This window comes from Rhizobium sp. BR 362, from assembly GCF_036528765.1.
In the GTDB taxonomy this organism is placed as follows: domain Bacteria; phylum Pseudomonadota; class Alphaproteobacteria; order Rhizobiales; family Rhizobiaceae; genus Rhizobium.
This window is the reverse complement of record NZ_JARWGH010000041.1, coordinates 24,767-38,769: the sequence shown is the minus strand read 5'-3', so window position 1 is coordinate 38,769 and position 14,003 is coordinate 24,767. Positions and strand designations below refer to the sequence as shown.

Here is a 14,003-nt window from a genome sequence, read left to right as displayed (position 1 = left end):
CGCATGGCCGGTCGATCACGTCGTGACGCTCGTAGCCAAATCCTTTTCGGAAAAAGCAGGTCCTGACGTCCTGGAATACCTTAAGAACCGCTCCTGGAGCAATGACACCGTCAATAAACTGATGGCCTGGATGACCGACAACCAGGCCACCGGCGAAGACGGCGCCAAGCACTTTCTGAAAGAGAATAAGGACATCTGGACGAAGTGGGTTTCACCGGAAGCGGCCAAGAAAATCGAGGCTTCGTTGTAATCGAACAATCACGCGGTGCGCGCATAGCGCACCGCTCCTCACTGGGCGATAAAATCAAAAGACTTGCCAGCTCTGCTTTGAGAAAAGGGGGCGGCCGTCACCACGGCCGCACCGTCTATGCTCACCTGTCATGAACCGTTCAATGCTCGGCCCGCAATGTCTCGTGTGCCTTGATGACGGCGTCGGCCTCCTTGCCGTAAAGTTCTTCGAAATGATCGAAGGCTTTGGAAAAATAGCCGATGCCCTGCGTCGCCGAGCGCAGCGCGCGCGCCAGATCGTCGAGTGCACTACCCGGAACGAGGGCGCGGAAAATGTCCCATCCCTTCGCCGTCTCATCCCGGTCGAAGCCGAGAACCTGACCCTTGAGGGCCGAGACAATCTGCACGAGATTGCCCGAATAGACCGAGGGTATGTGGATTTCGCTGCGGAAGATCGGCTGCATCAAGACGGTCGATCCTTCGGAAAGCGCTTGTCGCACGCCCATTTTCGACGCGGTGCGGAAGGCGTGTTCCGAACTGTCGACGGCGTGGTGCTGGCCGTCCTGCAGGGTTACGCCGACATCGATGACCTGAAAACCGAGCGGCCCTTTCTCCATCGCTTCGCGCGCGCCCGCCTCAACGGCAGGAATATAGTTGCGCGGAACGACGCCACCTTTGACCGTTTCGTTGAAGGTGAAGCCCTGGCCGCGGGCGTTGGGATGGACGTTCAGCTTCACATCCGCAAATTGCCCGGCACCGCCGGTCTGTTTGCGATGGCGATAATGAACATCCGACGATTTTGCGATTGTCTCGCGGTAGATCGGACTGGGCGTCCGGTCGGTCACATCGATATGAAAGACATCGGCCAGGGTTCGGCAGAGATCGCGCAGATGCACCGGCCCCTGGGCGCGCACGAGCTGAGCGCCGGTGCCCTCCTCCTGTAGGACGAGCAGGCCGCGATCCGTCTCGGAAAGTTTTGCCAGCGTTTCGGAGAGCTTGTTTTCGTCGCGTTCGCTGCCCGGAACGAGTATCCGCTCAAGCATCGGCGTGGGTGGCACCGTCCACTTGGGTGGCGTGACCGTTGCGTCTGACGTCAAAAGCGACGGGACGGGCAAATGGTCGGACTTGACCGTCGCGAAGACATCCCCCGGTGAAGGCACGACCGCCGCATTCGACCGCCCATTTGCGGGATCCTGCACGGCGCCGAGGCTGGAGCCGCCCAGCGATGCGCCTTGCCGCAGTCCCTCACCAAGTGCACGCACCAGAACCGTCTTGCCGATATTCTGACGATGATAGGCATGAAAGCTCACGGCTGTCAGCCTTGCTTCGTCGACGGCGGCAGCACGTGCAAGACGCTGCCGAAGAGCCGCCACGGGCGGGGCCTCATGGCGCAGCGCCTTCATCAGCCTCATCATACCGTTGCCATGGCTTGCAGCACCGATCAGCACCGGAATAATCCTGTTTTCCCTGAGAACGCGCGACGAGATGGCATAAAGCGCATCGCTCGCCGGTTCCCGGTCCTCGATCAATTCTTCGAGGAGCCAGTCGTCGAATTCGGACAGGTGCTCCAGCAGCTCGGTGCGCGCTTCATGCTCGCGTTCGGCGGCACTTTCGGGGATCGCGATCAGCGCCGACGTTTGACCTTCCCGGTATTGCCACGCCCGCTCCGAAATCAGATCACAGCTCCCGACGATCTTCTCCCCCTCGCGGATCGGGATCTGGCGAAGCAGCAGCGCGTGATTGGCATAATCCTGAAGCGCGGCGATCACGTCCCGCAGCCGCCCCCTCGGCTCATCCATGCGGTTGACGAAGAGAATGCAGGGAGTCCCCGACGCTTCGATCATGCGCAGATAGGGCGCGGCGAGCACAGCCTCGTCGGGCGCCGGTGAGATACATAGGATACAGGCGTCGCTGGCAAGAAGCGCGTGCTGTACATGCGGCAGCGCTTCGTTAGGTCCCGGCGCATCCAATGCACACCAGGTTTCGTTTGCAAAGGTAAATTCCATCAGGTTCAGCCCGTAAGGAGAGCTGGATTTTCTAGGCGGCCCCTCTAGCGAGCTGAGCTTTTCAACGACCGTCGATTTTCCGGTCTGTGAGGGTCCAAGTACGGTAAAGCAGCGCATCGGTATTCCTCCAACTGCCATAAAGTACAATTTTCGGCCACCACAGGATGCCCCGAACCGCGGCAAGGCGCCAGAGGCACAATTTTCTTATTGAGAATCGGTGAAATTGGTTCGTGTGCGTAGCAAAGCCGGAGGTGTCGCGCGCCTCGCCAGCGGGCGCGATCCTGCCGTCGGCCGCCCGCCCCTACCCCATCGGGTTTCCAATCAGAATGAATTGACGATGTCGCCGCCTGATCGCATCTGCTGGACCATTTTGTGTGCGTGATAGTGCATCGCGCATTTGATGGCATAGATCTGCAGGATCACCGGAGAACGACGGCGCAGCAGCAGTTTCCAGAGGCGTTGGCGATAAATATGGCGCAAGCTCGGATCCTGCACCCTGCGCATCAATCTTGCAAAGATACCCGCGGCCTCAAATGCCCACGTCAGATTTAAGGCAATCAGGCGGAGGGGATGCCGGCGCAGATGGCGCAGGCGCGAGCGCTCCGGCTGAATACGGGCATCGAGATAAAGCGCGTCCAACCTGTCGAAATAGGCGCCGGGCTGGTGAAGATCGCTCAACACGGAAAGATAGCCGTCGCGCAGAGTTTCCCGGCTAAGATTGAGGGGAATGACATTGGTGCCGAATGCCGGAGGATCGGCATGGTCGAGCCGTCCTTCCTTCTCGAGGCGCGTATAAAGCGGCGTCTTGGGAATGGCGGCCAGCATGCCGATCATGGCGTTGACGATCCGCGCATCCTTGATGAAGACGCGTTGAGCATCGAAGATCGTCGTGTCGTCGCTGTCGAAACCTAAGATCATGCCGCACCACACTTCCATCCCGGTCTGCTGAATGGTGTGGATCTTCTCCAGCATCGTCCCGCCTTTTCTAAGATTCTGGAGCTTCTTGGTCTCGCGCAGGGCTGCTTCGTTCGGCGTCTCGATGCCGATGAAGACGATACGAATATTGGCATCCACCATGAGCTGCATCAGCTCGTCATCATCGGCAAGATCGATCGAGGCTTCGGTGAGGAACGTCATCGGATAATGATTGCGCTCCTGCCAGGCCACGACGTCGCGCAGCACCTCCTTTATTGCCTTCTTATTGCCGATGAGATTGTCGTCGACGATGAATGCCGTATCCATTCCGGCCGATAGCAATGCCTCCATCTCGGCGATGATCTGCGCGCTGGTCTTGATCCGCGGCTTTCGCCCGAATACGACGATAATGTCGCAGAAGTCACACGTGAAAGGGCAGCCTCGCGAGAACTGGAGGCTCCCCAGCGCGTATTCATCCATTTTCAGCAGATCGAAACGCGGGATCGGCACCTTGCTCATGTCCGTCTTGTCGGCTTGTTCGTAGCGCCCGGCATGCCGGCCCTCCGACCATTCGAGCAGGAATTGCGGCCAGGTCTCCTCGGCCTCGCCGATGAATGTAACGTCGACAAGCCCGTCGAAATAGTCCTCCTTGACGGTGACCCATGGTCCGCCGACGACGACGAAACAATTGCGCCGCTTAAGCTCGGTCAGAATTTCCTTCATCCGAAACCGCTGGACGATCATGCCCGTGAGCGCGACGATATCGGCTTGCGCGCAGAGATCGTAGTCGATCGGCTCGACATTCTCGTCGACAAGCGTGACGGTGTGTTCAGCAGGCGTGAGCGCCGCCAGGAGAGGCAGGCAGGCAACGGGGAGGTTCGCTTTTACGTCAAACAAGGGGAGCGCGTGTTCCATGCCCCAATAGGAGGTTTCGAAACGCGGATTGATGATGATGATCTGAGCCATTGAACCCACCGCTCCATGACTTTGGAAGACCTAGTTCGGTATTCTGCTACGGCTTTACTTCGTTGGATCGGGCTGATGTTTGGTTCCGCTGTCCCAACCGGAACGGAGCCATATCTCTCGCGGCACCGCAGAATGCTGTCTTAACAGCCGTAGATGAGCTCAAAATTAAATTGGCGAAAGCCGCAAAAGTGGTCGCCCGCGATTTGCCGAAGCCAATTTCAATTTAGCACAGATGGGAGCCGGAAGAATGGTCCGACTTGCTCGCTCCGTTTTTCCGGGCCATTGTCGACGACGATGAGTATCCGCGTTCAAGGTGCAAGGAACTATACCGACATATAGGCGTTCAGGAAAATTCGTTTCTCGGGGGTTTTCTCATGTCGTGCTTTGCTCGTGTCCTCCTGATTTTATCGATCGGCCTTTTGCCAAATTTAGCCGCTGCAAACGAAAGCAATTTCCTGCAATCCCTGCAGGGAAATTGGACCGGCAAGGGAACCGTCATCCGGCGGATCGGAACGTCACCGATCAACGTCGCATGTTCGTTTGCAGTCACAGCGACCGGGCCTTCGCTTTCCATGCGTGGCAATTGCCGGAGCTTCCTCATCATAAGCCGTGCAATCTCTGCCGATCTCAGGGTGAATGGCGTGCGCTATAGCGGCGTTTATGTCGGCCCGGCAGGTGGACGCTCCGCATTATCGGGAGAGCGCCAGGGCAATACCATCGATCTTACCGTTCACTGGGCAAAAGCGGTCAACGGGGATCGGGCGGCAAACATGGCGATACAAAGAATCGGCAGCAACAGCCTCGATCTGCGAACGATCGACCGTGATCCGAAAACCGGAAAGTCGGTGATAACGAGCGATATCACTCTTCGTCGGCCATAGCGTCAGGGCAGACCTCCGATCGGAAGGAGGTCTTTTCACTCGCAGAAAATCGGGCTAACCCAGCATTTTCTGACTGCTGAGACCGAGAATATCGTTGACGAGAGCGATTGCGATTCCGGCCGCCACGATGAGCACTGCAATCAGAAAAAGACGGCGCGCGCGGTCGTATTTGACCGCCAGCAGCGAATCCCTTGCGAGCAGATCGGCAAAGACTTTCACCTGCAGGCCAATGCCAATGACCAGGACCGTCATCGGCAGAATATCGATGCGACCCCAGTCGTTCGGATTGGAAACCCAGCTATTGAGGAAACTCAGCGAGAAACCGGCAATGATCCCAACGGCCGTCAGCGATCCGTTGCGAAAGGTCGAATCGATTTTCTCCTGATCGTCGGTTTCGGGCGCCATGTCGCTTCTTGATCCCCTCAAATGACGAGTAGCTCGTCAAGATTTGATCAGCCAAGCACCCTCGCCGCCTTATGTCCAGACCTATCGAGTTTCCCGTTTGCTTTGGTTCTGTGCCTTCTGAGATTGGCCGAGATATTCCTCGTGCAATCCCTCAATGCGATGCAGCAGATATTTCACGAAATCGTCCGGCACCGCTTTCGTGAACGTAAGCCTGGTTCCCGCCTTGGCATAGTTGACTACGGCTAGGGTCAATCCCTTGGAAACAACTTCTTGGACGCGATCCGCCGCCCGTGGGGAGGCCTCCTTGGCCGGGGAGACCGCATTCAGCACAACGGCAAACCTGTTGTCGCTGGAAAGCGGCGGCAGGTCCGGTTCCGCCAGAATACGCTTTGCTATCTCTGTAGCATCGGCATTTGCGCTCCAACGCTCAGCCAGTTGCGCCCAGCGTCGCCGCCCGGTCTCCGGTGCAGCGCCAATGTCCGCCAGAACGGCTTTCGGGAAGCTTCGTGCGATCTGGAGCATCTCGGAGACGTGCGACTTTCCTGTCGCCAGCGACGCACAGATGACTTCGCGTTTAAACCCTGCCTCTTCCTGGCTAAGGGCGAAAACGCACTTTTCGATAAAGGAGAGGTCATCGCGGTTGGCATTCTCTTCGCCCTGGATGACGATCGCCTGTTCGTCGGAAAGATCCCGGACGATTGCTCTGAACTTGACGCCGAGAAGTTTTGCGGCCGCAAGACGGCGTCGGCCAAAGACGATCTGGAATTTGCCGCCCTCCCCGTCAACAGGCCGAACCAGGCCAGGCGTGGTCTGTCCGTGCTCACGCATCGACTCTACGAGGTCCTGGAGCCGGTCGGCTTCGTAAGCGCCGTCGAACCGATCGCGTATTTGCGACGGCAAAACCGTGTCTACGTCGAGTTCGATAATGTGATCCGCATTCCGCAGCAGCTTGTCGGCAAGTTCGCCACGTTCCTGAAGCTGTCGAACGCCGGCTGCGACCTTGAGAAGATGCGGCGAGGGCGACGCTGGAGCCGACGGCGTGGATGCCTCCTCCGCGAGCCCGACCAAGACATTCGCGAACATGCCTTTGGAATCTTTTCTGCTCATTTGCGCCCCCATGCTCTCCAAAAAAGCTCTTCGATTTCGGCATTCGCGGCATTGATCGATTCGATTGCCCGGTCATAGGTCTTCGGAGCCGTGAACCTCGCGCGCTGCACTTCATAAAGGCTCTGCTTCCAGGTCAGCGCATCGGCGACAGCGGTCGACTTGATCACCGAATTCAAAAGAAGATCATCGCCGAATACCTGCCGCATCAGCGCCGTCATGTTCGCTTGCGGATGATCGTTCGGTTCGAATTTGGTGATCAGGAACTTGGCGAAATCCCATTGCGCGGAGGTCCCCACCTGCTCGAGGATCTGCATATAGGATCCGGCAAGCTCAAGGAATTTTGCCGTCGAGTCGACATCGAGCATATGGGCGGGAACGGGTATCAGAACACCCGTCGCCGCTGTGAGGGACGACAGGGTGAGAAAGTTCAGCGACGGTGCCGAATCCATCAGGATGATGTCGTAGCGATCCGCGATCTGCTCCAATGCCTGCGAAACCCGCAGCAGGAAGCTCGTGCCCCCGGATTTACGCATTTCCAGAGCGACGGCAGTTTCGAATTCCGTCAATTCAAGTCCGGCGCAGATGACATCGAAACCCGCAATATGGGTCTGATGGATCACCTGCTCGGTGGCAACAGGATTTTCGAAACGAATGGCCGAATAGAGCGTGTCGCCATCGCGGTAGTCAAAATCGGGCAGACTTCCGTGAAGGCTGGTCAACGATGCCTGCGGATCGAGGTCGACGGCAAGCACGCGATACCCTTTCAAGGCCAGATAATGACCGAGATGGATGGTGGTCGAGGTTTTGCTGGAACCGCCCTTGAAATTGGTTATCGCCAGGATCTGGCATTGCTCCGCGCCGACCCGCCGCGGGTTCATCCACTTCTTCCGGCCGTTTTGCGCAAGATGCATCCTGAGCTCCAGGATCTGCTCCATCGTGTAGAGGCGTCGGCCATTTGCGACCTCGGGAGCAGGCCCCTGCTCTTTCAGCGAAATCTGCCGGATATAGGCCTCGGTAACGTTGAGCAGCGCGGCAACCTCGGAGGAGCTGAATTTGCGCATCGTGCGGCGGGCATTCGGGGGAAATTGCGCGAGGCTGAGATTGCCCAGCGCGACGTCGAGCTTCGCAGAGAATGTCTGCATGAAGGCGAGGCTGCTCAGATGTCGTGTCACGGCACTCTCCCGTTTTGGCCAGCTTAGTAAGCGCCGAGATGGTTAACGTTTCATGAGAGGTCACGTAATTACGCAGAACAGCGATATTACTGACGTTTGGCGTAGATAATGCGGTAGCGCGATTCTATCGCCGGCCGCAACCGCGTGCGTTCCCCGCGGGGAACTTTTGCTCGGATATGTGGGGAGTTCCCCACGGGGAACATTGCGAGGCAACAAGCGAGCTTGGTAAAGTAGCGCTATTATACGGCCAGGCTACCATTTGCCTCCACGCGCGATCACGCCGTCGTTTGTAGCCAATTGTATCCGGAGCCCCGAAAGTTACATCACTATTCAAAACCGAGGGTATCGCGACACATCGCAGATACACGGAAGCGGTTTCTTCATGACGACCAAAGGCCCTATTGGAGAGAGATCAATGTCCGAAGACATCAACCATCATCGTCGCCGTTTTTTTGGTACCGCAGCTATGACCATCGCCGCCGCGCAGCTCGGAATGTTTGGCGTTGCGCAAGCAAAGTCGGCCCAGACGAAGCCGACGGCCCTGCCCGCGATCAAGCCGGGCACCAATACATCCTTCGGTCCTCTCAAGCAGATCGATGCTGGCGTGCTGAATATCGGATACGCCGAAGCCGGCCCTGCCGATGGTCCGCCCGTCATTCTTCTGCATGGCTGGCCCTACGACATCCACAGCTTCGTTGACGTTGCGCCCTTGCTTGCAGCGCAGGGTTACCGAGTGATCATTCCCTATCTGCGTGGCTACGGCACAACGCACTTTCTTTCAGCCAGCACGGCCCGCAACGGCCAGCAGTCGGTCGTAGCCGTCGATATTCTTGCCTTGATGGACGCTCTGAAAATCGAAAAGGCGATCCTTGGCGGTTTCGATTGGGGCGCCCGTACGGTCAACATTCTCGCGGCGCTCTGGCCGGAGCGCTGCAAGGCCATGGTTTCCGTCAGCGGTTATCTGATCGGCAGCCAGGAAGCCGGCAAGAATCCGCTGCCGCCAAAGGCTGAGCTTCAATGGTGGTATCAGTATTATTTTGCCACGGAACGCGGCCAGGAAGGCTATGCCAAATACCGGCACGACTTTTCCAGGCTCATCTGGCAGATCGCGTCGCCGAAGTGGAACTTCGACGATGCGACCTTCGACCGCAGCGCCGCATCCTTCGACAATCCGGATCATGTCGCCATCGTCATTCACAATTATCGCTGGCGGCTGGGTCTGGCGGAAGGCGAGGCGCAATATGACGATCTCGAAAAGCGGCTGGCAAAGGCTCCGGCGATCGGCGCGCCTACCATCACCATGGAAGGCGATGCGAACGGTGCGCCACATCCCGAACCGGCAGCCTACCGCAACAAATTCACGGGCAAGTACGAGCACAGGACCATCGACGGCGGCATCGGCCACAACCTGCCGCAGGAGGCGCCACAGGCTTTCGCCCAGGCGATCATCGACGTCGACAGATTTTAACCCTCCGCGGAACTAATCCTCCGAGCAGGTGGCCGGCACTGGTATAGAATACCGCTGCCGGCAACGATCCGTTCGGGGGACACCTGGCTGCCGTTCCAAAATTGCTGTTGCACCGTCCCCGACAGAAGAGAGCACCCGACGATGGATCACATCGACCACATCCTGATCGTTGATGACGATCGTGAAATCCGCGAGCTGGTTTCAAGCTATCTCAAAAAGAACGGGCTGCGCGTCACTGTCGCCGCGGATGGCCGGCATATGCGGGCGTTTCTGGAAACAAACGCCGTCGATCTCATCGTTCTCGACGTGATGATGCCCGGTGATGACGGTCTGGTTCTCTGTCGCGAGCTGCGCGCCGGCAAGCACAAGTCGACGCCCATCCTGATGCTGACTGCACGCAACGACGAGACGGACCGTATCATCGGCCTGGAGATGGGAGCGGACGATTATCTGGTAAAGCCTTTTGCCGCGCGCGAGCTGCTGGCTCGCATCAAGGCAGTGCTTCGCCGCACCCGCATGCTGCCGCCAAATCTTCAGGTGACGGAGGTCGGTCAGCTCCTGTCCTTTGGCGATTGGCAGCTCGACACGACCGGACGGCATCTGCTCGATCGGGAGGGAACGGCGATCGCGCTCAGCGGCGCGGAATATCGTCTGCTTCGCGTCTTCATCGACCATCCGCAACGCGTCCTCAACCGGGATCAGCTCCTGAACCTGACGCAGGGGCGGGATGCCGAGCTGTTCGACCGCTCCATCGACCTTTTGGTCAGCCGGCTTCGCCAGCGGCTTGGCGACGATGCGCGCGAACCTGCCTATATCAAGACAGTGCGCAGCGAAGGCTATGTTTTCGCAATGCCGGTCGAAATATCCGAGCTGCGCCGATGAGCGCCTTGGAAGCATTTCGAGGCTTTCGGCCTTGGCCCCGCACCTTGGGATCAAGGCTGTTTCTGATCCTTCTCGCCGGGCTGATGCTGGCGCAGGGGCTCACCTTCAGCGCCCAGTTTCTGGAACGCTACATGTCGGCCAAGGCGGTGATGCTCAATACGCTGGAGAGCGATGTAGCGACGTCGATCGCCGTTCTCGATCGCTTGCCGGCCGCCGAACGTGCCGATTGGCTGGATCGCCTCGATCGCGGAACCTATCGGTTTGTCCTCGGTCCGGGCCTTTCCGGCGTGCCTGCCATGACCGAGCAGGGCAGACAAATTGCCGGAAAAATACAGGATGCCGTCGGCAAGCGTTTTCCCGTCAGCTTCGAGTCGATACCGGGTGACGGCAAACGCCTCCAGGCCCACCTCACCTTAAGCGACGGCAATCCGCTGACGATCGACGTTAATCCCGCACCCATCATGCCCTTGGCCGAGTGGCTGCCTTTCGTTCTTCTCCTACAACTCGGTCTTCTCATTCTCTGCACCTGGCTGGTCGTCCGGCAGGCAATCCGGCCGCTCGTGGACCTGGCCAATGCCGCCGACGCGCTTGATCCGAACAAGAAGACACCGCGCTTAGCAGAAGCTGGGCCGAGCGAAGTCGCCCATGCGGCGCGCGCCTTCAATGCGATGCGGGATCGCATCGCCCATTATCTGGAGGAGAGGGTGCAGATTCTGGCGGCGATTTCGCATGATCTTCAGACGCCTATTACCCGCATGAAGCTACGAGCCGAAATCGCGGAAGACTCCGCGGAGAAGGAAAAGCTGGTTCAGGACCTCGCTGAAATCGAGCGCCTCGTCCACGAAGGGGTAGCCTATGCCCGCAGCGCCCACGGAAATACCGAAAAACCCTCCCGCATCGATATCGGCTCCTTCGTCGAGAGCCTTGCTTATGACTATCAGGACACCGGCAAAGCCGTCATGGTCGCCGACAAGATCGATGGCGCGATCGTCACGCGGCCGCATGCCCTTCGAAGGGTCCTGACAAACCTCATCGACAACGCGCTCAAGTTCGCGGGCACGGCGGAAATTTCGGTGCAGAAGGACAGCACCGGAGCCATCCTCATCAAGGTCCTCGACCGCGGCCCCGGCATTCCGGAGGATCAGCTCGACGCGGTGATGCAGCCATTCTTCCGGCTTGAACAATCCCGAAGCCGTGGAACCGGAGGAACTGGATTGGGATTGGCGATCGCCGGCCAGTTGGCCCTTGCGATCGGCGGCTCGCTTACATTGCGCAATCGCGACGGCGGCGGCCTTTCGGCGGAAATCACCATCCGCTGAGAAGCGGAAGACCGCGCTGCGTTTGTATCCCAACGTAGCGGTTTACCCCTCCTCGAACACTTCGTTACATTTTCGTCCGATCGGGACACATGCGGGATACGTCCGCTCCCCTTTAACCGGTCAGTGGCTGCTCGTCGGCCATTGCGCCCTGGCGCCCGATCAATCCCTTCAAAGGAAACGAAGATGACGTTTCTTGTCATTGCCTATCTCGGGGGCGTGCTGACGATCCTCAGCCCGTGTATTCTTCCTGTTCTTCCCTTCGTCTTTGCCCGTGCCGGACAGCCCTTCGTCAAAAGCGGCTTGCCGATGCTCGCCGGCATGGCGATGACCTTTGCCGCAGTCGCGACGCTTGCGGCTGTCGGCGGCGGCTGGGCCGTGCACGCCAACGAATATGGCCGCTACGCTGCCATCGCATTGCTTGCTGTCTTTGGTGTGACCCTCATCTCACCGCAAATTGCCTCTGTCTTGACCCGGCCGATCGTAGCCTTGGGAAACAGGCTGATGAATTCGCCTGGCCAAGACTCGACGGTTGGAAGTTCCCTGGTTCTCGGCATCGCAACCGGGCTGCTGTGGGCGCCTTGCGCCGGCCCTATCCTCGGCCTCATCCTGACAGGCGCCGCCCTGCAGGGGGCGAATGCCCACACGACATTGCTGCTGCTGGCCTATGCGGCGGGTGCGGCAACATCGCTCGCCGCAGCACTTCTGATTGGCGGTCGGGTCCTCGCGGCCATGAAAAACTGGCTCGGCTCCGGTGAAAGACTGCGCCAGGCGCTCGGCGCGGCGGTGCTCGCCGGTGTCGCGGCTATTGCGCTTGGCTTCGACACAGGATTTCTGGCGCGCTTGTCCTATGTCAGCACCTCGACGTTCGAGCAGGCCGTTCTCGACAATTTCAACGCCGATCGCGCGGCCCCGGAGGCAACGATGGTGGCCAGTAACACACCGATGATGGCCGCCGCAAAGCCCCGCTTCAAAAGCAGGCTTCCCGTCGAGGGCCAGCTTCCTTCGCTCGATGGCGCGGTCCAATGGTTGAACTCGCCGCCGCTGACCGCTGAACAGCTCCGCGGCAAGGTCGTATTGGTGGATTTCTGGACCTATTCCTGCATCAACTGCATCCGCACCATCCCCTACATCAACGCCTGGGCGGAAAAATACCGCGACCAGGGGCTGGTCGTCATCGGCGTCCACGCGCCAGAATTCGCCTTCGAGAAGAATATCGACAACGTCAAGGGAGCCCTCAAGGACTTTGAAATCGGCTATCCCATCGCCGTCGACAACAACTACCGGATCCGGCAGGCATTCCAGAACAGCTATTGGCCGGCACTCTATTTCGTCGATGCCAAGGGGCAGATCAGGCACCATGTTTTCGGGGAAGGGGAGTACGACACCTCCGAAAAGGTCATACAGGAGCTGCTGGCGGACGCCGGCAGCGAAATGCCCGAAAGCAGTTTGGTCACGCCGAATGCGCGGGGGCCCGAAGCAGCACCCGATCTCGCCAATATCAGATCGGGCGAGACCTATATCGGCTACAAGGAAGCCTCGAACTTCGTATCGCCGGAAGGCCTGAACGGGAATACCACCCAGGATTATACGACCGGCCAACCCGGTCTCAATGAATGGGGCCTCTCCGGCAACTGGACCGTCGGCTCCGAACAGGCGACGCTGAATAAGGCAGGCGGCGGCATTACCTATCGCTTCAGCGCCCGTGACTTGCACCTCGTTCTCGGCCCCAGCGCCGACGACAAGCCGGTGCGGTTTCAAGTCACCGTCGATGGCAAGGCGCCTGGCGCAAGCCATGGCGCCGACACCGACGCCGAGGGGAACGGCACGATCACCGAAACACGCCTCTATCAGCTCGTGCGCCAGGCCGGCGATGTCGGGGAGCGGACTTTCACGGTCCGCTTCCTCGATCCCGGCGTCGAAGCCTACGTATTCACCTTTGGATGAGGAGCCGGACAAAAGAACGAGCTTCGACATTGTTCCGCAAGTGTCTGCCGCCCTTCTTGTACCGCAATGTACAAAGCCGCTGCCACCCCACACTCCGTTACACTTCGGCTCGATCAGGACACATGCCGGATACGTCGACACTGCTTTGTGCGGGCAATGGCTGGTGAGCAGTCATTGCCCTCACCAGGGCGCCATCAATCGCTTCAAAGGAAACGAGACATCATGACCCAGACCGACAAAGTCCTCTACACCGGCAAGACCCACACCACTGGCGGCCGCGACGGCGCGTCGCGCAGCTCCGACGGACGGCTGGACATCAAGCTTTCCTCACCCGGCACCTCTGGCGTCGGCACCAACCCGGAGCAACTGTTCGCAGCCGGTTGGTCCGCCTGTTTCGAAGGTGCGATCGGACTTGCTGCCCGCAAGATGAAGATCGCCGTTCCGGCTGATGCGGCTATCGATGCCGAGGTGGATCTGTGCCTTGTCGACGGTGCCTATTTCCTGCAGGCCCGCCTCAACGTCAGCCTGCCGGGCTTGGAGCGCGATGTCGCCCGGGCGCTCGCGGAGGCTGCGCATCAGACCTGCCCCTATTCCAAGGCCACCCGCGGCAATATCGATGTCGTGATCAACGTGGTCTGACCAAATCCGTCTCGCAATCGCTGCATCGATAAGATCACCATCGCACGCCGGCATGGCCACTGCCATCGGCG

The 14,003-nt window shown here is 59.1% G+C and carries 12 protein-coding genes; 7 read left to right on the top strand and 5 right to left on the bottom strand.

Annotated elements, in window-relative coordinates:
* Window positions 1–250, top strand: a 250-nt coding sequence (locus QDY28_RS27485; RefSeq protein ID WP_331384459.1) for a glycine betaine ABC transporter substrate-binding protein, incomplete at its 5' end; no start/stop codon positions are given.
* Between the two features lie 139 nt (window positions 251–389).
* On the opposite strand, the gene QDY28_RS27480 is transcribed toward QDY28_RS27485, so the two are convergent.
* Together QDY28_RS27480 and QDY28_RS27475 are read right to left on the bottom strand one after the other, a co-directional pair.
* Window positions 390–2,351, bottom strand: coding sequence for an elongation factor G (locus QDY28_RS27480; protein WP_331384458.1), 1,962 nt, complete (start codon window positions 2,349–2,351; stop codon window positions 390–392).
* A 204-nt stretch (window positions 2,352–2,555) separates the two neighbouring features.
* Window positions 2,556–4,115 (bottom strand): DUF4070 domain-containing protein, encoded by a 1,560-nt coding sequence (locus QDY28_RS27475; protein ID WP_331384457.1) that lies wholly within the window; start codon window positions 4,113–4,115, stop codon window positions 2,556–2,558.
* Window positions 4,116–4,489: 374 nt separating this feature from the next.
* Here QDY28_RS27475 and QDY28_RS27470 point away from each other — a divergent pair, with 374 nt between their 5' ends.
* Window positions 4,490–4,996: a hypothetical protein gene (locus QDY28_RS27470; RefSeq protein WP_331384456.1), complete on the top strand. Its 507-nt coding sequence runs from the start codon at window positions 4,490–4,492 to the stop codon at window positions 4,994–4,996.
* A gap of 54 nt (window positions 4,997–5,050) precedes the next feature.
* Here QDY28_RS27470 and QDY28_RS27465 read toward each other — a convergent pair whose 3' ends face one another.
* The 3 genes from QDY28_RS27465 to repA form a co-directional block, all read right to left on the bottom strand.
* The gene (locus tag QDY28_RS27465; protein WP_028754203.1) at window positions 5,051–5,401 is read right to left on the bottom strand and encodes a hypothetical protein; all 351 of its coding nucleotides are present in this window, start codon (window positions 5,399–5,401) and stop codon (window positions 5,051–5,053) included.
* Between the two features lie 81 nt (window positions 5,402–5,482).
* Complete coding sequence (repB, locus tag QDY28_RS27460) at window positions 5,483–6,508, bottom strand: plasmid partitioning protein RepB (protein WP_331384455.1); 1,026 nt, start codon at window positions 6,506–6,508, stop codon at window positions 5,483–5,485.
* Window positions 6,505–7,680: a plasmid partitioning protein RepA gene (repA, locus tag QDY28_RS27455; RefSeq protein ID WP_331384454.1), complete on the bottom strand. Its 1,176-nt coding sequence runs from the start codon at window positions 7,678–7,680 to the stop codon at window positions 6,505–6,507. The genes repB and repA overlap by 4 nt, the downstream gene beginning before the upstream one ends.
* A 415-nt stretch (window positions 7,681–8,095) precedes the next feature.
* Here repA and QDY28_RS27450 point away from each other — a divergent pair, with 415 nt between their 5' ends.
* The 5 genes from QDY28_RS27450 to QDY28_RS27430 all read left to right on the top strand — a co-directional run bounded on the left by QDY28_RS27450 (window position 8,096) and on the right by QDY28_RS27430 (window position 13,932).
* Window positions 8,096–9,148, top strand: coding sequence for an alpha/beta fold hydrolase (locus QDY28_RS27450; protein ID WP_331384453.1), 1,053 nt, complete (start codon window positions 8,096–8,098; stop codon window positions 9,146–9,148).
* A gap of 141 nt (window positions 9,149–9,289) precedes the next feature.
* Entirely contained in the window at window positions 9,290–10,030 is a 741-nt protein-coding gene (locus QDY28_RS27445) for a response regulator (RefSeq protein WP_331384452.1), read from the top strand.
* The gene (locus QDY28_RS27440) at window positions 10,027–11,349 is read left to right on the top strand and encodes an ATP-binding protein (protein ID WP_331384451.1); all 1,323 of its coding nucleotides are present in this window, start codon (window positions 10,027–10,029) and stop codon (window positions 11,347–11,349) included. Before QDY28_RS27445 ends, QDY28_RS27440 begins: the two co-directional genes overlap by 4 nt.
* Before the next feature lie 183 nt (window positions 11,350–11,532).
* Window positions 11,533–13,293 (top strand): cytochrome c biogenesis protein DipZ, encoded by a 1,761-nt coding sequence (locus QDY28_RS27435; RefSeq protein ID WP_331384450.1) that lies wholly within the window; start codon window positions 11,533–11,535, stop codon window positions 13,291–13,293.
* A 222-nt stretch (window positions 13,294–13,515) separates the two neighbouring features.
* A complete protein-coding gene (locus tag QDY28_RS27430) occupies window positions 13,516–13,932 on the top strand; it encodes an organic hydroperoxide resistance protein (RefSeq protein ID WP_331384449.1) in 417 nt (138 codons plus the stop codon).
* The last annotated feature ends 71 nt before the right edge of the window (window positions 13,933–14,003 follow it).

Excerpts from the sequence above, each read along its gene's own strand:
- QDY28_RS27480 (WP_331384458.1), bottom strand. The coding sequence starts at position 2,351 with ATGCGCTGCTTTACCGTACTTGGACCCTCACAGACCGGAAAATCGACG.
- QDY28_RS27475 (WP_331384457.1), bottom strand. The coding sequence starts at position 4,115 with ATGGCTCAGATCATCATCATCAATCCGCGTTTCGAAACCTCCTATTGG.
- QDY28_RS27470 (WP_331384456.1), top strand. The coding sequence starts at position 4,490 with ATGTCGTGCTTTGCTCGTGTCCTCCTGATTTTATCGATCGGCCTTTTG.
- QDY28_RS27465 (WP_028754203.1), bottom strand. The coding sequence starts at position 5,401 with ATGGCGCCCGAAACCGACGATCAGGAGAAAATCGATTCGACCTTTCGC.
- repB (WP_331384455.1), bottom strand. The coding sequence starts at position 6,508 with ATGAGCAGAAAAGATTCCAAAGGCATGTTCGCGAATGTCTTGGTCGGG.
- QDY28_RS27450 (WP_331384453.1), top strand. The coding sequence starts at position 8,096 with ATGTCCGAAGACATCAACCATCATCGTCGCCGTTTTTTTGGTACCGCA.
- QDY28_RS27445 (WP_331384452.1), top strand. The coding sequence starts at position 9,290 with ATGGATCACATCGACCACATCCTGATCGTTGATGACGATCGTGAAATC.
- QDY28_RS27440 (WP_331384451.1), top strand. The coding sequence starts at position 10,027 with ATGAGCGCCTTGGAAGCATTTCGAGGCTTTCGGCCTTGGCCCCGCACC.
- QDY28_RS27435 (WP_331384450.1), top strand. The coding sequence starts at position 11,533 with ATGACGTTTCTTGTCATTGCCTATCTCGGGGGCGTGCTGACGATCCTC.
- QDY28_RS27430 (WP_331384449.1), top strand. The coding sequence starts at position 13,516 with ATGACCCAGACCGACAAAGTCCTCTACACCGGCAAGACCCACACCACT.